Below are 19,596 nucleotides of genomic sequence, written 5' to 3'. Positions count from 1 at the left end.
AAATGAAGTAAAAATTATCAGATTATATTTTATAACAAAATAATTTAAGGTTAGCCAAAACGGATATTTAAGCCTTCCTTTTCACAGAGTTTATTTTGCAGACGGTTCTGTTCATCAGGAAAAAATGCCAGATACCAGATTAAAAATTCCATTGGAAATCAGAGCCAGTTATTTTTTCGGAGATAATGTAATAATTAGAACTTATTACAGATATTATACTGATGATTGGAGCTTAAAAGCACATACCTCCGATCTTGAAATTCCGGTGAAGTTGACACAAGCATTTTCACTTAGTCCATTTTACAGGTATTATACCCAAACAGGAACAAAATATTTTAAACCATATGGAGAACATACTCCAGCTGATGAATATTGGACTTCATCTTATGGCTGTGTCATTTTTTATGACAAGATAATACTTTCTTTATTTCTAATCAATTTTAATAACTTTACTTCTCACGAGGGGAACGCCCGCCAACACAAGAAGTTAGAAACAGTAGTTTCACCTCATTATACTTTTTTTTTCAGATTTTTCAGGTAGAATTATCTTTTGTAGGGACTTAAAAAGCTTTCTAAAGTTCGCACGCTTCTTCAAAAACTGCACTTTCTTGAATTTGGTCATCGCTTCCCGTAGCATATGTCCTGAATTTCGAGAATAAAGTACAACTGGAATTCTTTTTAGACCTTTAATATCTCGAAGTAATTTAAGGAATACAGTTCCATCAAGATGTGGCATGTTATAATCCAAGAAAATTATATCGGGTGATAATTTTGAATCCTTAAGCTTTTTTAGAGCTTCAAGTGGGCTACCTTCTACTGATGATATAATTTTATGATTAATTGCATTCAGTACTAATACAAAAGTCTCTGCATCATCATTTATATCGTTGACTAGTAATATATTTTTGTATTTCATTCCCAAACTAATTTTTTTAGCGAAAAAAGTTCTAATTTAAGGTAGTTATTGTCTTTAAATTCAATGCAATTTTATAATAAAATAAAACTATATCAAAGAGCAATAATGCTAATTTGTAATAACTCTGAAAAACTTTGTAATAACTTACAGTCAATAATTTAAATTGATAAATACAAGTAGCGGGGTTCTGTCTGTCAGAATCAAATATAAGAATTTAAGTAATTTAAAAGTTAACCCGCCAATTTACAAAATGATTTAAAGTTCAATCATCTGATTCTTTCTCAAGACAGTTTAAATATCTCAATAATATTATTGAACAGGATTATCGTTTTATCAAGTGGCGAATACAAAATGGATTAGGGTTTAAAATTCGAAATATAAAAGTTATTCCCAGGTGCGAAAGAACCAAATTTAGTGCCAATAAAATTCATTGAGTTCTGACTAAGACATACTACTTTTGTTCAATGGCCAGATTCCTAATATTTGAGCCCCATATTACATATCTACGCTAAAATAACACATTCAAATCCAATATAGAATACATTTCCATCCACTTTAATTTTTTCTTAATTGATACTTTTACACCGCAGTATTCTCTTTCTTATTGAAATAGATTATGACAAATAGAAATTATGCTGTTAATCAATAAAGAACTCAATTTTTAATCTTAAACTATTTTAGTGAAAAAATCAAAGCATTTGTATTTATGAGTTATGCCCTTCTTTTTACTTTTTCAGTATATTCTCAAATTTTGATATTGATGAAAATGATATACTCTTTTTTAATCTTGCAAAACTATAAGTAGTATTGGCTTTCATTCAATATTAATTATAAAAAGAATAGTTCTAAGAGTAGTTTTGCAACAGTTTTATAGATTGGACAATTAGTTTTTATCCTTAATTACGAAATTGACAATTATATCTATTCTAAACTATTTACTTTCAATACATTAAAATAAACAAAGCTAACTTTATAAAAATTATCAGAAGCCATTTTATAAAAAAAACAATCTTATAAGCCACAAAATAAATTTAAAAATCAACTGAATAATTATATGAAATAATCGTAAAACAAATTGGTCCTAAATTCCAATAGAAGATATCGAATTACATATGAACAATAAAAAAAACACCTATGAAAGGAAATAAAATATGTTTAAGCTTAATTACTGGATTGGTATTCGCATCTTGTGCTACTAAACATTACCAAAAGACTGATAATGGTATAATTGTAACCATAAGCCATGGTAAAGAGCACCAATTAGGCAAAGTACGTTTAGAGGTTTTAGGAAACGATTTGATTCACGTGTCTGCAACACCAGAAAATAAATTCTCAAAAGATTCCAGTTTAATTATTGTGCCTCATAAGGACAATGTTTCTTTTAAAGTTTCTAATGAAAAAGACTCTATTAAATTAGTTACTAAAACTTTAAATGTAATGATTTCCCCAAAAGATGGAGGTATTAAGTTTAAAGATAAAACCGGAAAACTTATTTTGTCTGAAAGAGCTGGAGGTGGTAAAACATTCAGTCCAGTGGAAGTTGAAGGGACTAAAGGATATGCAGTTCGCCAAATTTTTGAATCACCAAAAGATGAAGCTTTTTATGGCTTAGGGCAGCATCAATCAGACGACTTTAATTACAAAGATAAAAGCGAAGAATTATTTCAGTACAACACTAAAGTTTCTGTACCATTTATTATTTCCAATAAAAACTATGGTCTTTTATGGGATAGTTATTCCTTAAGCCGTTTTGGGGATAGTCGTCCTTATGAACAATTAAATGCAGTATTTAAATTATACGATAAAAATGGTGAACCTAATAATTTAACCGGTACCTATGTTACGCCTGATAACGGGAAAATAGAACTAGTTCGCAAAGAAGTCTCTATTTTCTTTGAAGACGTTAAAAGTTTTAAAAATTTGCCAGCAAATTTTCCTTTAAAAAATGCTGACGTTACTTATGAAGGTGATATTGAAGCGCCTCAGAATGGAGAATACAAATTTACGTTGTATTATTCAGGTTATGTTAAAGTGTATTTGAACAATCAATTAGTAGTTCCAGAGCGTTGGAGAACTGCCTGGAATCCTAACAGCTACAAATTTTCAATGAATTTAGAAGCCGGAAAACGAGTTCCTTTGCGAATAGAATGGAAACCAAATGGAGGTACATCATACTGCGGATTACGAGTAAGAACCCCTCAACTCGTTGAAGAAAAAAGTAATCAGGTTTGGTGGAGCGAAATGAATAAAAAAATAGATTATTATTTTGTTCATGGCAATTCTATGGATCAAATAGTTAAAGGATACCGTAACTTGACCGGAAAAGCTCAAATTATGCCAAAATGGGCAATGGGTTATTGGCAAAGTCGCGAGAGGTATAAAACCGAAGACGAAATTTTAAGTAATTTTAAAGAATTCAGAGAACGTAAGATTCCTATAGATAATATTGTATTGGATTGGAATTACTGGGAGGAAGATGCTTGGGGAAGCCATAAATTTGACCCAAAACGTTTTCCTGATCCAAAAGCGATGGTAGATTCTATCCACGCGATGAATGGTAAAATGATGATTTCGGTATGGCCTAAATTTTATAAGACTACTGAACATTTCAAAGAATTTGACCAAAAAGGATGGATGTACCAACAAGCCATAAAAGATAATGTTCGTGATTGGGTTGGTCCAGGCTATGTAGGTTCCTTTTATGACGCTTATTCAAGCGGTGCCAGAAAACTATTTTGGAAACAAATTTATGAAAATTTATATCCAACGGGAGTTGATGCCTGGTGGATGGATGCCAGTGAGCCAAATGTACTGGATTGTACAGATATGGATTACCGCAAAGCATTGCAAGGGCCAACAGCTCTAGGCCCGGCGACAGAATATTTCAACACCTATGCTTTAATGAATGCTGAAGCTATTTATGATGGACAACGCAGTGTAGAACCCAATAAGCGAGTGTTTCTATTAACCAGATCAGGTTTTGCTGGATTACAACGTTATTCAACAGCAACATGGAGTGGTGATATTGCAACACGCTGGGAAGATTTGAAAGCACAAATTTCAGCAGGTTTAAACTTTGCAATTAGTGGTATTCCATATTGGACTATGGACATTGGTGGATTCTGTGTCGAAGATCGTTATGTAGATGCTCAAAAGGAATATGATAAAAATGGAATAGAAAATTCAGACAACAAAGAATGGAGAGAATTGAATACACGTTGGCATCAATTTGGTGTATTTGCACCATTATACAGATCGCACGGACAATTTCCTTATCGTGAACCTTGGAACATAGCCCCAAAAGGTCATCCTGCGTATGAATCTATTTTGTTTTATGACAATTTGCGTTATAGATTAATGCCTTATATCTATACCATGGCAGGTATGACTCATTTTGACGATTATACTATTATGCGTCCTTTAATTATGGATTTTTCTAATGATAAAAAAGTTGTCAATAGTAATGATCAATTTATGTTTGGCCCAAATTTTATGGTTTGCCCCGTTTATAATTATGGTATTCGTAAAAGAGATGTGTATTTTCCTGCCGGAATTAACTGGTATGATTTTAATACAGGCGACTATATTAAGGGGGGACAAACTTTATCCGTAGATGCGCCATACGATCGCATTCCATTATTTATTCCTGAAGGAGCCATTATCCCTGTTGGACCTGAAATACAATATACCGATGAAAAACCAGCAGATACTATTCTTCTATATGTTTATAAGGGCAAAAATGGAAGTTTCAATTTATATGAAGACGAAGGTGTAAATTATAATTATGAAAAAGGATTTCATTCCAGCATACCAATCAGTTATAATGAAACAAATGGTGTCTTAACTATTGGCGAACGTAAAGGAGAATTTAAAGGAATGTTGAAGAATAGAAAATTTGTTATTATAGCAATAAGTAAAGAAAATCGTAAAGCTTTTTCATATGATGCCAGAGGGCAAGTTGTCAATTATGATGGGCACCTACAAACCATTACATTAAAATAGACAAAAAACATTAAGCAAAATAATTGAAATGAAAATAAACTAATTAAGATTCTTTTTATATAAAATAAATTAGCATCCATGATTAAAAATTAATCCTTCAGGGTAATTAATTCTTAATCATAGTATCAGTAAAAAACACATGAAAAATAAAATTTATATATCGCTTTTGTTTGTCTTATTAACTATAGTTGTTAAGGCTCAAGATTCTCATCGTTTCTTTCCGAAGGAAAATCTAATGTCCATGGGAATTTATTATTATCCAGAGCATTGGAATAAAAATGACTGGGAACGGGATATTAGCAATATTTCAAAGATTGGCTTTGAATTTATCCACATCGCTGAATTTGCATGGATAGATATGGAACCCCAAGAAAGTGATTATAAATTCGAATGGCTAGATGAGGTTATTACCCTGGCAGCTAAGTATAAATTAAAAGTTATTTTAGGCACTCCCACTGCTATTTCGCCTGTTTGGTTGGGAATTAAATATCCGGAAATTTATGCCATGGGATCTGATTATCAGCGTGCAGAACATGGAACCAGAGCACAGCAATCATTAAGCAATCCATTTTTCTAAAAAAATAATTACAAAATTAGGTGAGCGTTATGGTAATAATCCTAATGTAATAGGCTGGCAATTAGATAATGAACCCGAAGCGAAGGAAGATTATAGTCCTTCTTCTCAAGAAGCTTTTAGAAAGTGGCTAGAAAATAAATACAAAACCATTAGTGCACTTAATAATGCTTGGGGAGCCCAATTTTGGAGTCAAACTTATAGCACTTTCAGTCAAATTAAGATTCACAGATTCAAAACACAGCATAATTATCTTACAAACACGCTTCAAAGTAAACCAATTTCTTTAAATCTTACATAAAATGGTTTGAAATTTGTACATCTGAGGTCACAAACAAGCCAAATGGCGCCAATTGAAGACAATTGACGCCATTTTTTATATAACCTTCTTATTTTTATTAGTCTAAAGAACCGGGCTCCTTCAGCAGCCCTATTAGTCCCGATAGCAGTAGAAATCCTTTTGTGCCGGGGCTGGGCACAAAAGATTGGAACGTATAATGGGAAAAGCTCCTAAAAAATAATATTAAATACAATTGATAATGCTGATCACTCCAAATTAGGTAACAATTCTAAATATCCGATTGATCTAAGCCTTGCATAATTCTGCCTATAATGTATACACCATTACTCCCAATGCAATGCAATACTATTTTATAACAATCTGAAATAATATAATGAAACACAGCACTTTTTAAGGTAACATTTTTACAACAAATTTAAAGCCTCTGCTGTTCTTACTGCTTCAATAGAATTACTTACATTTAGTTTTTCCAGAATATTTTGTCGGTGCCTATTTACAGTATTAATGCTGATATTTAGGTTATCTGCAATTTCCTTACTGATAATACCTTTACCAATTAATACTAAAATTTCTTTTTCACGAGAAGTCAAAAGATCAACACAATTTTCATAAGTATCTATATGAAAAATCTTTCCTATTTTCGTATTGATGATTTTTCCTTCTATACCATTCACCCCAGTTCCTTTTTCGAATAAATAATTATACAGGCAAACAGCAAGCCACAATCCTCCTTCTGAGCTGTTCTTCATATAAAAACTGCGATGCAAAATATACTGATATTCCTTATTTTTATTCAGGCTTCTAATTCTGCATTTTGTAGCATAATTTAATCTTTCTTCGGGAGCTATTGTCTTTAAAAAATTAAAAAACTCCAGTTCCAAAAGGTGCCTTTGAAAAAGATCATCGGGATGAATGCGCTGATAAATATCATCTTCCCAAATAGAATCAATTGTTGTAAATCCAGAAGTGTGAATATCAAAAAAACTACCAAAATCACCGGCAAAAACATAACTTTTATTACTTGCTAAATCTGATAGTACAGCTACTGAATTATCAAGTTTTACGTAGGCCTCCATCATTACAATTGCCTCATTTAATGCTTCATTGCGTTTTTCGGAACTGTCAATGGATTCAAAAGAAAATCTGTCTTCTAAGTTCGAGATCGGATTCATAACTATGATTAATGATATACACTGCTAAGTTAATAGAAAGAAGATTAAAGTGGGTTTAAAAATGGTTATATATAACCATTGCTGTAAAAAACTCAAATTACATTCTTTGTAAATTATTAATAAAATTCAAATTTAAGAAATCATGAAGAGAATTCACTTAGTTTTAATATGTATATGCATTATGGCTATAAAAGGAAATGCTCAAAAACTAACTGCTATGAACTGGCTCAATGAACCAGCAGAATGGGAAATAAAAGACAATAAACTTACTATGCAGGTTACGGCTCAATCTGATTACTGGAACAAAAGCCACTACGGATTTACAGTTTACGACGGACCTTTTCTATATACGGAGAGAAGCGGCGAGTTTGAAGTTGTTGTAAAAATGAGCGGTGTTTATAAGACCAGATTCGATCAGGTGTGCCTTATGCTCCGAATAGATGAAAACAATTACGTAAAAACGGGTGTAGAATATGTAGACGGAATCTATAATATTAGTACTGTTCATACTATCAATAAAAGCTCATGGAGTGTTCTTGGCTTAAAAGAAAAACCTAAAAATGTATGGATGAAGGCCGTACGCCGACTAGATGCACTGGAGATTTTTTATTCTATTGATGGGGTTAATTATACGATGACCAATACCGTTTATTTTCCGGAATTCAAAACAGTACAAGTGGGCATGATGGCTGCAAGTCCTGATGGAAAAGGCTTTACGGCTACTTTTGAAGATTTTAAAATTACGCACCTTCCAGATCAAAGACGTTTAGAGTGGTTAAAAAATAATCAATAGTTTTTGCAGAATCAATTACAACATGCAACTGCTGAACCCTATAAGTTCAGCAGTTTTTTTTTATACAAAACCAAATTATAGGATAAGCTTCAATAAAACCTGCGTAAATATGTATCATGTCTTCCCACTTATTTATAAGCTGCTACAATCCTGCACATATCTGCAATTATTGATTGCTGTTCAGATAAGTCTAAACATTGGTGAGTCCCTCTATAATGAACAGATTTCTATTTATTTTTTGCAATTCTAAATCCGAACCCATCATTTCGTGTCCCTTTTGGTGATTGATATCTTACTTCTGGCATATGAATTCCATATTCTAATGGTCTTCCACTCTCGTCTTGTGTTTCGTAAAACCAACTGACACCTTTTGAAATTTTATACTGTCCTTCTATAGGTCCTTGAGGGTTTCTTTTATTAACCAAGCTATCCTTTTCGGGGTTATACCAATCAAAAACCCATTCGCCAACATTCCCAGTCATATCATATATACCAAGCTCATTCGGTTTAAGAAGTCCTACTTTATGAAATGTGCTGTTTGAGTTTTCTTTAACCCAGCCAACTTCAATTGGATTATTACTGCCGCTATAATTATATTTTTTTGTTTTCATTCCACCTTTAGCCGCGTATTCCCATTCTGCTTCTGTTGGAAGTCTTCCTCCTGCCCATTTTGCAAATTCATTTGCTTCGTCCCAAGTTGCAAGCATCGGTTTTTCGTTTATCCACTTGTAATAAACTTTAATACCATGTGCATTTTCAATAGGTGGATCAGGTATTTTTCTGCCTGTTTCTTCACAAAATTCTTTAAATTGTTTAACCGTTACTTCATATTTACCAATGTAAAAATCATCAAGTTTAACTACTCTATGCGGACTAGTAAATCCTTTTATAGAGTCGCCCTTCGGACTTACAACAATCTGGTTTTTGCCTTGTTCAAAAGTTCCGCCTTCCACAAAAATCCATTCAATTTTCTCATCACTTTTCTTGCAAGAATTGAGAAATAAAAATCCAATTAAGAATATAAATGTTCGTAAAGTCATTGAAATATTAGTTAATGTTTATTAAAATTACTGCCAGCTCGTATATAACCTAATAAAAGTTTGCAATTATTTACTCAGCAACCCCCTTTGCGAGGTGCACGTTTATAAATTATCTTACTATCTCGTTCTACATAGTCGCCAGATATAATTGGATATAAATACTTGGGCGCATGGGATACACTATGGCTTTTTATAATTATTGTGTCGTTAACTTTCAAGCTTTTTAACTTCTGAAATTCATTGCTGCCAGACTTTTCCAATCCAAAACTAAGTATATAATCATCACTATTAATCTTTACCATAATTCCAAAACCTAATCTTGATCCTGACGGAAGAGAAAGAGAGGTTACAACTCCCTTCATATTGACATAATCTTTAATAGGTTTTCTTATTTTAGCTTCGCTAGCATACACTTTTTTACCTGCGGGAGATGCTTCCCATTTTTTAAACATTATGCCATCAGGAGTAGCCTCCCATTTTTTCAGTACATCTTTCTTTTCAGTATTAGAAAGGTTTTTGACTACTGACTTTTTAGAAATTTCATTTTTAATTTCACGATTAGCAAATACCAACCCACTTACTACAACCAAGAATAAGACTAGCACATAAATGATTTTTTTCATACTTTTTATAGCTTTAATTAATAACATAGTTTACCTTCTTTTTAAAGTTTGTAACAAAATTACTTTGATATATTTCGGCTTGAGAGATAAAAATTGTAAATAAAAATGTAAACTTTGTAAATAAATCATTGACAATATGCTTCTTAGTCGAAATCTGATCTCCGGAAAAAATAAATATCTATTTGTATTGACATTTATCTTGTTTTCTGCTATTATCTACGCAGCCTTCCGTACGGAAGATAGTGACGGCTTTGACTTTGCTAGAAGAGAAATTTTACTTCGAAAAATCGGACATGAATTGCTTTTACAATCAGGCGACAGTACATCAAGAGTACTCCCTGTGAAAAAAATTTCAGAAAATGAATATCAGATTAGGTTTGAGAATGATTTTAGCTTTCAACCAGATTCATTGGTAAATATTACAAGTCGTTTATTAGTCAAAGACCCGTTCGCAAGTTGTTTTATCGTTAAGGTTCTGAATTGTGGTAACTCTAGTGTTGCTTATGGATATGTTATATCCAAAAATGAAAAAGATGATATTGTAGCCTGTATAGGAAGAAGACAGCCCAAAGCCTGCTACATGATTAACATTAAATTCAAACCGACAGAAATAATTACAGCAGACAGCAAATATCTTCTGGGAAGTCTGTCCATTTTAGCATTCATCGGTTTTATTTTTATAAAATCTTTTAAGTCACGAAAAGAAATACCTGATAATCAAAACACTGGTACTTATTCTTTAGGATCAGTGTTGTTCGATGCAAATAGTCGAAAGCTCATTATAAATGGAAATACAATAGATCTGACCGCAACAGAAACACGGGTATTGCTTATTTTCGCTTCCTCTCCAAACAAAACAGTAGAAAGAAACCGCTTACAAAAAGAGATATGGGAAGATGATGGTGTAATTGTAGGCCGTAGTTTAGATATGTTTATATCTAAGCTTAGGAAAAAACTTGAATCTGATCCAAATATCAACATTGTTGTTGTACGCAGCAAAGGTTATAAACTTGAAATTAACTAGTAAAAAATATTTTACCGACAAAAGATCTTTCAATACTTTTATTTTTGAAAATTACATCTATAGAATAAATAGGTTAAGTTTTTTTTCATTGCATTTTCCATAGTTATGCAAGCGAACAATAAATAGTATGTAAGCCAAAGGCTGTCGCACATCATATTGAGTACCAGATTTATATAACAACTCTTCAAAGCTTTTAAATTCACGCCTGAACATTAAAAATTAAAAGGCGATTTAAGAGCACTTGCCAAGATTATGGCATTTATGCGGGCAGTAAGTATTAAAGTAAGAACGGCATACCATAAAAAAAACCGCCTTGCATGAAATACAAGACGGCTGTCCATAAAAACATAATCTTCCATTTTATGCTTCTATCTGTTTTATAAAGTTGTAAGTATTTTACAGAACTTACCTTTTTTTCTTTTTTATTATGATAATATAGTATCCGTAGGCAACAGCAATGACTATTAGAACCAAATCCGAATTAGGGTTAATGATAGAATTAATCATATTATTAACTTCTGTTACCAAATTTAAAACTGGCAAATCGCCAAAATTTTTTCAGCACTATAAAAAAAGTGAAGCCCTGACTTTACAATAATACGGCAATTTGGCATTATATATCTATTGTCGCGGATATAAAATATAACTCATTGTAATAATTAAGAATAATATTTTAAACCATAAAAGCATAACCCTTTTAATCTTAAAACTGCGGTTGTTTATAAATATTTCAAACAATAGTGGCACTACAATTCTTCTATCTTTCCACCATCACCCATATTACTGAAAAAACTCTCCAAAAGCCAATATTTAAAGACAGCCATATTTTTCCCTATACTTTTTAAGTTCTCTATCCGTTTTATCCAGCAGTTTCTCCAGCAGTGCAATTTTATCGCTGTAGAGCATCTTTATATTAGAAAGATCACTCTGCTCAGACGCCTTGGAGTTCATAGAATTGCTCTTAAGGTACAGACTGCTTTCAAACTCTATAAGATTAATGAGATCCATTTCAAATATAGAGACGATCTCTTCTAATTTATCGCAACTCAGTGTTATGGTACCTTTTTCAATTTTACTATAGCCCGCCTGGGTAATATTAAGTCTCAAGGCCATATATTCCTGGGTGTAGTCTTTAAGTTCCCTGATGTTTCTTATATTTTCGTTTATTTTTCCCGGCATTTGAATTGGTTTTATAAGTTTAGATTTCAAACTACATCATCTAGTACAAATTCATAAAATAACCCAGCACAGCAGTGGAAGGAGCCCGGAATAGTCAAAGGTGAACCAGAATATAAAAGCAAAAAGTAAGGATAATTTTAATTGAAAAGAGCTGTCGGCAAACAGCTCTTTTTAGTCCTTGCTAAAATACTTACTAATTCAAAATTTATCAAAGAGACTATTAAAATTAACCTGAAGAATTGCCGTTCCTATATTTTGTTTTCAACCTTTATTTAGTTTGAGAGGTATTCGTTTTTGGTTGCATAATTACTTCTACTCTATTCGCATTCTTTAAAACTTCGTTTGCATATTGCTTTATATCTTTTACCGAAATACTTTTAATCAAATTCTCATAAGCAGTACTGCTCACAAAATGATCGCCTGTTTTTAATTGATCTGTAATGATGCTCAACCAATACGAGTTTGACTTAATATTCTGTTGATTGCTTTTGATCAAATCCTGTTTGATATCGGATAGATTTTTTGCGTCTACATCTTCTTTCGTAATAGTATTTAGTTCATCATAAACAATCTGAAGCAGTTTAGCATCTTTATCCGGATTACAATCAAAACTTACCTCTAAAGAAAATTGTGGTGTTGGACTTTTAGATAAAGAACTACTCACCTGCACGCCGTAACTTCCACCTTCATCTTCCCTTATTTTTTCTAAATAACGCTTGTCTAATAATTGAGACAGCATATATGCCATGATTTGTTTTTTATCTGAAAAACTAACCCGTTTGTTTTCAAGATGCACGTAAATACTGGTTTTAGGAACATTCATTTCTCTTACCAGTTTTTCTTTTGCAGTACCATTTGCCATTCCGGTTTTATGGTCGATAAATTTTTCCTGGGTATTTTTTCCGGATACATTTCCAAGATATTTATTAATGGTTTCAATGTCTTTTTCGCTGACATTTCCAACAAAAACAAAAGTAAAATCAGCTGCATTAGTAATACGCTCCTTGAATATTTTTGAGGCAGTATCAAGTTTCAAATACTGAAGATTTTCTTTGCTCAACAAAAATGTCCGCTTACTATGATTGGTATCTAATAAGGCGATAGTATCGCCATATATCTTATTGTTGTTTTCGCTTACATTCTCTAATGAATTTTGATAATAATCAATGATTCTTTTATATGATTGTGCATCGAATCGTGGATGTACGAAATAAAGATAAGTAAGCTGCATTAAGGTTTCAAGATTTTTTTTGATCGTGCTTCCGTTAAAACCTTCGTAATGTTCATTAATAAACGGACTCAGCTTTACTGTTTTTCCTGAAAGTTGCTTTTGCAAATCTGTACTTTTAAAATCGCCTAAACCAGAACTTTTTGCCAAAGCAGTTGCAATTTGAGAAGAAGGTAAATCGGCTTCAGAAACTAACGACATTCCACCCGGACTAAATGCCGAAAACAAAACCTGATCCTGCGCCAGAGTGGTTGGATAAATAATTACTTTGGCACCGTTGGCCAAAACATATCCTTTGGCTTCTTTTATTCCTTTAACTTCAAATTTCTTAAGAATTGGTTTAACAGATAACTTTTCTGTAATTAAGTCAGCCTTGTTAATCGTTTCTGTATAGGGCGCTAACTTTTCCTGGTTTACGTTTTTGATAACCATTTTATAATCAAACTCTGATGGATATTTAATTTCTTCTTTATCTGGTCCTGAAACGGTTAAAATCTGATTTTTTTCTGTTGGAAATGCTCTGAATACTTTATTTACCTGATCGACACCCACTTTCGCCAGTGTGTTTTTTACAAACTCAAATTCATCTTCTAAACTCATTACCGGCGAAGCTTCCAGAAAGTAGCCCTGAAGTTGCTGTGCCCAATTTGAGTTGCCAATTTTATCTTTGTTTTTTAATTGATTTTCATAACTGGTACGCATATTTTCTTTTACACGATCTAATTCTTCTTTAGTAAAACCATTTTGAATCGCGCGCTGATATTCGGTATAACCTTGTTTAAAACCTTCTAATAGTTGTCCGTTTTTCGGAATTACATTTAAAGTAAAAAAAGAAGTCAATCGGGTTACATCAGAATTATCAACTCCTGCCGATAATAAAGCGGTTTCGTTGTTTACTATATATTCTCTAAAACGATTGTTCATCATTTGCAGTGCCAATTGTTGTACAATACTATTTTCAAAAGTCGTCTCATCCTGAACAAGTGGTTTGTTCTTTTTAAAGTTTAATGCAATTGTGGTTTTCTGTGCTTCTTTATCTACAGCGAGTTTGTACAATAAATTATCGTTATCAGGAATCGTTTCGTAGGTACGCTCTGCCGAGTTTGATGGCATTAGAATCGAGCCCATTATTGTTTTAATTTGCTGTTCCATTTTGGCAACATCAATATCTCCCACAATTACAACTGCCTGATGATTTGGTAAATACCATTTTTTATAATAATCCCTTAATTGTTTGTATTTGAAATTATCAATAATATTCATATCTCCTAAAACATCTCTTTTGGCATATTTTCCTTCATTATAAATAACGGGTTCTAACTGTGATTGAATTCTTAAATCAGCATTTTTTCTCGTACGCCATTCTTCGTGTATCACGCCTCTTTCGGCATCAATTTCAGTATCTTTCAAAGATAAAAATCCAGACCAGTCGTGTAAAATGTATAAACAGGAATCAAGTAAAACCTGATTCTTTACAGGAACATTATTAATATTATAAACAGTCTCATCGTGAGCCGTATATGCATTAATATCGCGCCCAAAAGTTACGCCTTCTTTCGCCAGCATATTTATCATGCTTTTTCCTTTAAAATGCTCTGTTCCGTTAAAAGCCATATGTTCTAGAAAATGCGCCAGTCCGTTTTGATTATCATCTTCTAAAATGGCCCCTACATTCTGAACAAAATAAAAATCTGCTCTGTCTTTTGGCCATTCATTATGCATAATAAAATATTGCATTCCGTTGCTTAAAGTCCCGTGTACAACATCTTTCCGTAACGGAATTGTGGTTTTAAATTGCGCTGAAACCTGCGTTAAACCCAGTATCATAAAATGCGCAAGAAATAATTTTACTTTCATGTTGTTGATCGTTAATGTTTTTTTTTTTTGATTGATTTGTTATTTTGTTTTTGAAAAATAAATTTAAAAAATAGTATAAGAATTACCTGCTATCGATTTGAAGACTTCTTAAGAAATCTTCAAATAACAGTCTCATTTAAGCACATAGAAACATAGTTAAAAGCTGCTGAAAAGGGTAATTTCACTAACATCAATTCACATAGCCAACTCTGTGTTTTCAAATAAAGTGAAACGCTTTTTTAAAGACTACAAATACTATGTTTCTATGTGTTAAAAAATAATTACATCCAGTTTGGGCGTTCTGCACCTTTTAAGTAGTAATCAAAATACTGCTGCATTTTGATTGTCCAGTCTTTTCTGTTACTGGCCTGATCCAGCGTATGTCCTTCTTTTTTGTAATTGACCAGCCACGCTTGTTTTCCTAAACGTCGAAGTGCAAAAAACAAAGACTGCCCTTCCTGATACGGTACAGCACGATCACCATCATTATGAAAAATAAGTGTTGGAGTTTTGATGTTTTTCGCAGAAAACAACGGCGAATTTTTGATATAACCTTCTAAATTATCATATAATGAACTGCTCATACGGTACTGATCTACTTCGTATTTAAACATTGTCGAAAGCCCATTAGATCTCATAACAGGATAATTTGCTGTAAAATTACTCACACCTGAACCCACAATTGCACAGCTGAAAATATCTGATTTGGTAAGCAAAAATGAAGTTTCGTAACCTCCAAAACTATGTCCCTGAATACCAATTTTACCTTTCTCCGTGATTCCCTGTGTTATTAAATACTCCACTCCGCTGATAACATCATTATAGATACTGTTTCCGGGATCGCCATAGGTATAATGTACATCTGGCTGAAAAACGATATACCCTCTGCTTACATATGACGGAATATTAATATTAGAAGTGCTGGTCTCCGGCAATTGATATTGGTTCAATTCTTCGGTATGTTTTTCGTAAAAATGAACTAGTACAGGATATGTTTTTTTAGGATCATAATTGTCAGGAAGATATAGATTACCTTGATTTTCTTTTCCGTTAAAAGCTTTCCAGGTCACTAATTTTGAGGTTCCCCACGCATATTCTTTTTGCTGTGGATTGATATCTGTAAGTCGCTGTTGGGATCCGAAATTTGAGGTTGCCCACCAAAGATCGCTAAAAACGGTATAGCTTTCTTTTGAAAATAAAACGCTCGAATTATCTGCTGATGTTGCTTCTATTTTTACATCATAATCAGGATTAGCAAACACTTTAGTAACAGTATTATTGCTCAATTTGTAAATTCCTTTTGATTTATGTTCTGTATCAAAACCAACAAAAGTTATTATTTTTCTGTTGGTTAAATCTCCACCATAAGTTACTTCACCCAATCTTAAAACCACTTTATTTTTTCTTCCATAGCCTTGTGTGATTGCGTATGCTGGTTTTTGATTCGTTAAATCTATGGCCCACATATCAAACTGATCGTAAAGTACAACCGTGTTTCCGTCGTTTAACCAGCCTGCTATTCCGTAAGCGGTATTCATAGACGCCATATCTACGGCATCATTAAAAATAGTAAAAGGAATTTGCTTGCTTATGTTTTTAAACTGCAACTCATTTTCAGCGCTGTCAAAAACCATCCAGGATTTCTGTTTGTCATCATAAAAAACAGCAAAAGTTCCTTGAGGATTCCAAATAGGATTTGCAGTAGTTCCTTCGATTATTTTTTTTGATTTTCCGGTTGTGACATCAATCCAGAACAAATCAATTCGCTCGTTAAATGTCCAGTCTACCTCGATTGCATATGGCTTTTTATCTATGGCAAAAACACCTTTAAAATTATCTGATTCCGGCACCATTAACTGATCATATTCGCCGGTAGCAGCCAGTTTAATGCATTTTCTGTTTTTAATATCATAAAAATATTTCTGTTCGCTTGGCGCTATTTTTGAATTTCTAAGTAATTCCTGTCTGCGTTCCATCGTACCCTGGCCTGATTTCCAGATTTCAATTTCCGATCTTGGGATTTGCAAATTTTCAGAGCGTTTTTTCTCGTTAAGCATTAACGGAATGAGATTCGTGTTTTCATTGAGTCCGTAAGCTACTTTTGAAATAGAATAAGCAGGATCACTTATCGAAATATCATCATAATTGAAAACAGGTTTCACTGAATTGGTTTTCAGACTAAAATAATACAGCATATTAAATTCTGAATTTTCATTGGTGCGAAGTGTAAAACTACCACCGTCTTCTTTAGCATTTAATTGAAAATCTCCAAAGTCTGCTGCTTTTCCGTTATAAACTATTTGTTGTTTTCCGCCTGGAAATCCGTATTTCAGGAATGCCTGATTTTTTTCTATCTGAAGATAAAAAATCGTTTTATTTTTCAAAAATCGAAACGATTTGATGTTATTTACAAATGAACTATCGTTTGTCTCTACATTATAACAAACCAAACGCTGTAGAAAGAATGTTCCTTTTACATCTTCCGGACGTGTATAATATAAAATATCAGTACCTTCAAGAATGTTCGTATAATGTTTGGATTTCCATACTCTTTTTAAGCCTGATTTCAAGTTTTGTAAAAATGTAGTGTCATTTTTACTGTATTGAATCCAGTCTTTTTTTCCGATGAATTTCAGATCGCTCACATTGTCCAATACCAAGCGTTTTCCTTTTGGAGTTTCCTGAATAATGACTTGCTTTTTGTTTTCTTTTTCTTCATCCTGAAAAACCGTGCTATACGACATCCATTTTCCATTATAAGATAAAGATTTGCTGTTAATTCGTTGCCATGTTTGATAAGCAGACTCATCGACAGCTTTTTTCTGTGCAGATAAACTGTGTATACTCAAACCGAGTATACACAGTATAATTGTTTTTTTCATAACACTATTGGCTTTTGAAAATCTATTTTTCATTTTTTAAAGCATTAATAACTCCTGTCAATTCATCAACCAACTGACCCGGATTTCCTGAAAAACCTTCTGATGTAAAGCGAATTTGACCGTTTTTGATCACTACTTTTCTCGGAATACCGCTTGATTTAAAAATTTTCGCATAATTTGAAAACGAAGCATTATTGGTTCCACCATCTTTTTTTACAAGATCAAAATAAGCATCTAACTTATATCCTTTTTCTTTTAAATAGGCTATAGCTTCTTTTTTATAGCCTTCTTTATTTTCTTGTGTACTTATAAAATAGAATTCAACGTTTTTATCGTCTTTGTAGTTATTCACTAATTGCTGCATAGCAGGAAACGCTTTTTTACAAGGTCCGCACCAGGTTGCCCAAAAATCGATTACGATGATTTTTCCACTGTCTAAAACCAATTGTTTTGGCTTACCGTCCGTTGTTAGTGCATCAATTGCCGGAGCTTTTACAGGAGTCATCAAAACAATTTGTTCTTCAGAATTATTTTCTTTTTTTAATTGTTCTAGAAAAGCAGGAAAATCAGCTTCTTTTTTGCCTTCTTTAAGATACCAATCTTTTAGTTTTGCTGTCGCTTTTTCTGATAAAGCATTGGCTCTTGCAGCATTTTTTAAAACTTCGATTACAGGTTTGTTCAACGCTTCTAAAGCAGTTATATGAATATCGTTGATACTTGCTTTTTCATAACGTTTTTCAACCGGCAATAATTCAAAACACTCCAGAACTTCCTTGTATTTATTTAGCATACTAAACATACGAATCTGGATTACCAACTCATTGTTTAATTGCGTTTTGGCATTTTCTGTAGCCTGATTTGGTGACCAGTAAATACCTTGCATATACGACATATCGTTTACTTTCTCCTGCATTAATCTGATCATTGGCACAGCCATAGTTTCTATAACAGCAGGCTCTACAGATTTAATATACAATGCTTTCGAAATATCCTGATGATAACAGTCATTTATCGATGCAAAATTCATTGTTGGAAGTAACTTCAAAATAGACTGGTAATCCTTTGTTTCAAAATAATACGCGAACAGCATCTTAGAAATGTTATCATACAAATACTTTTGAGAAGCCGGAACTGTTGCATCATTTGGAAAATCAGCCAAAAACTGATTCACTACTTTATTTCTGTCTTCCGAATTACGGATTTGATTGATTTTTTGATAGGCTTTAAATCGCAAAAATGTTCCTTTAGGAAATAGTTTTTGAATCATCGTTTCGATTGAATCTGCTTTAACTTTATCTTTCAGTTCATACAGGTATAAATTTTGAACTTTAGCATATACTTCTTCTGGCTGACCATTTATTTTCGTAACAAAATCACCTAAAAAACGATGTCCTAACTCGTCAAATTTTTCCGGTTTCTGAACCTTTAAAACTTTAATGTAGGTATCAATAAATTTGGGGAAGTTTTCACCATGATCTGCTACTTCTTTTTTCAACCAATATTCCGTGGCATCTCCGGCGATAGTAAAATCTTTAAAATAACCGCCAAATTGTGTATTGAAATCCTTATTTCTAAAAGTAGCCCAAGCCAAATCAGCTCCCGGCATTTTTACTTTTGGCTCTTTAAAAACAACTAAAAGATATCCGGTGTCTTGTCCGGTGTCAGTAACCAAACCATTATTTGTATTGCCATAGAACTTGAATGCCATAAATGCGCAGTTTTTTGGAACGGTATATTCTACATTCCAGACAGCCCCGTTTTTTTTCATTTTAAGGTCTTCGATTTCCCATTGGTAATCATTAAAAACATAGACACATCCGTTAATCTCCCTGATGCTTTCCAATGGTCCTCCTTTTGCATCATAAGTCATGTTTAGAGTTGACCCCGGAATGGGCACATCGACCATTCCGGATAATCTCAACTTTGTTTCCTGACTTGTAACTTGTAAGGTAATGGCGTAAAAAGCCAGTACCAAAAATTTGATATTTAATATTTTTTTTAACAT

Annotated in this window: 11 protein-coding genes and 3 pseudogenes; 6 read left to right on the top strand and 8 right to left on the bottom strand. The window is 32.8% G+C overall.

The window, feature by feature from the left end; genetic code table 11:
- Positions 1-67: 67 nt before the first annotated feature.
- Positions 68-541, top strand: a pseudogene (locus CHB81_RS07945) (DUF3570 domain-containing protein); the annotation flags it as partial.
- Here CHB81_RS07945 and CHB81_RS07940 read toward each other — a convergent pair.
- Complete coding sequence (locus CHB81_RS07940) at positions 503-916, bottom strand: response regulator (RefSeq protein ID WP_089351356.1); 414 nt, start codon at positions 914-916, stop codon at positions 503-505. The pseudogene CHB81_RS07945 and the gene CHB81_RS07940 overlap by 39 nt on opposite strands.
- A 284-nt stretch (positions 917-1,200) precedes the next feature.
- On the opposite strand from CHB81_RS07940, the pseudogene CHB81_RS26680 reads away from it, so the two are divergent.
- From CHB81_RS26680 to CHB81_RS27125, 3 genes and pseudogenes are all read left to right on the top strand, one after another.
- A pseudogene (locus CHB81_RS26680) lies at positions 1,201-1,284 on the top strand (IS6 family transposase); the annotation flags it as partial.
- Between the two features lie 766 nt (positions 1,285-2,050).
- A complete protein-coding gene (locus tag CHB81_RS07935; protein WP_089351355.1) occupies positions 2,051-4,918 on the top strand; it encodes a TIM-barrel domain-containing protein in 2,868 nt (955 codons plus the stop codon).
- A 139-nt stretch (positions 4,919-5,057) separates the two neighbouring features.
- Positions 5,058-5,793, top strand: a pseudogene (locus CHB81_RS27125) (beta-galactosidase).
- Between the two features lie 404 nt (positions 5,794-6,197).
- Here the strand turns inward: CHB81_RS27125 and CHB81_RS07920 are convergent.
- Entirely contained in the window at positions 6,198-6,965 is a 768-nt protein-coding gene (locus CHB81_RS07920) for a response regulator transcription factor (protein ID WP_089351353.1), read from the bottom strand.
- A gap of 142 nt (positions 6,966-7,107) precedes the next feature.
- On the opposite strand from CHB81_RS07920, the gene CHB81_RS07915 reads away from it, so the two are divergent.
- Positions 7,108-7,758, top strand: a complete 651-nt coding sequence (locus CHB81_RS07915; RefSeq protein ID WP_089351352.1) for a DUF1349 domain-containing protein — start codon at positions 7,108-7,110, stop codon at positions 7,756-7,758.
- Positions 7,759-7,985: 227 nt separating this feature from the next.
- Here CHB81_RS07915 and CHB81_RS07910 read toward each other — a convergent pair whose 3' ends face one another.
- Positions 7,986-8,798 carry an SUMF1/EgtB/PvdO family nonheme iron enzyme gene (locus CHB81_RS07910; RefSeq protein WP_089351351.1) on the bottom strand — a complete coding sequence of 271 codons (813 nt, stop codon included), beginning with the start codon at positions 8,796-8,798 and terminating at the stop codon, positions 7,986-7,988.
- 74 nt (positions 8,799-8,872) lie between these two features.
- A complete protein-coding gene (locus tag CHB81_RS07905; protein ID WP_089351471.1) occupies positions 8,873-9,421 on the bottom strand; it encodes a hypothetical protein in 549 nt (182 codons plus the stop codon).
- Positions 9,422-9,557: 136 nt separating this feature from the next.
- Between CHB81_RS07905 and CHB81_RS07900 the strand changes: the two genes are divergently transcribed.
- Positions 9,558-10,445, top strand: coding sequence for a winged helix-turn-helix domain-containing protein (locus CHB81_RS07900; protein ID WP_089351350.1), 888 nt, complete (start codon positions 9,558-9,560; stop codon positions 10,443-10,445).
- Between the two features lie 810 nt (positions 10,446-11,255).
- Here the strand turns inward: CHB81_RS07900 and CHB81_RS07895 are convergent.
- From CHB81_RS07895 to CHB81_RS07880, 4 genes are all read right to left on the bottom strand, one after another.
- Positions 11,256-11,624, bottom strand: coding sequence for a helix-turn-helix transcriptional regulator (locus CHB81_RS07895; RefSeq protein WP_089351349.1), 369 nt, complete (start codon positions 11,622-11,624; stop codon positions 11,256-11,258).
- Positions 11,625-11,892: 268 nt separating this feature from the next.
- Positions 11,893-14,709, bottom strand: coding sequence for a pitrilysin family protein (locus CHB81_RS07890; protein WP_089351348.1), 2,817 nt, complete (start codon positions 14,707-14,709; stop codon positions 11,893-11,895).
- Positions 14,710-14,990: 281 nt separating this feature from the next.
- Positions 14,991-17,624, bottom strand: coding sequence for a S9 family peptidase (locus tag CHB81_RS07885; RefSeq protein ID WP_089351347.1), 2,634 nt, complete (start codon positions 17,622-17,624; stop codon positions 14,991-14,993).
- Positions 17,614-19,596 (bottom strand): TlpA disulfide reductase family protein, encoded by a 1,983-nt coding sequence (locus CHB81_RS07880; protein ID WP_089351346.1) that lies wholly within the window; start codon positions 19,594-19,596, stop codon positions 17,614-17,616. The genes CHB81_RS07885 and CHB81_RS07880 overlap by 11 nt, the downstream gene beginning before the upstream one ends.

The organism is Flavobacterium sp. ov086 (assembly GCF_900187965.1).
Classification (GTDB): Bacteria; Bacteroidota; Bacteroidia; order Flavobacteriales; family Flavobacteriaceae; genus Flavobacterium.
This window is presented reverse-complemented; position numbering and strand designations above follow the sequence as displayed.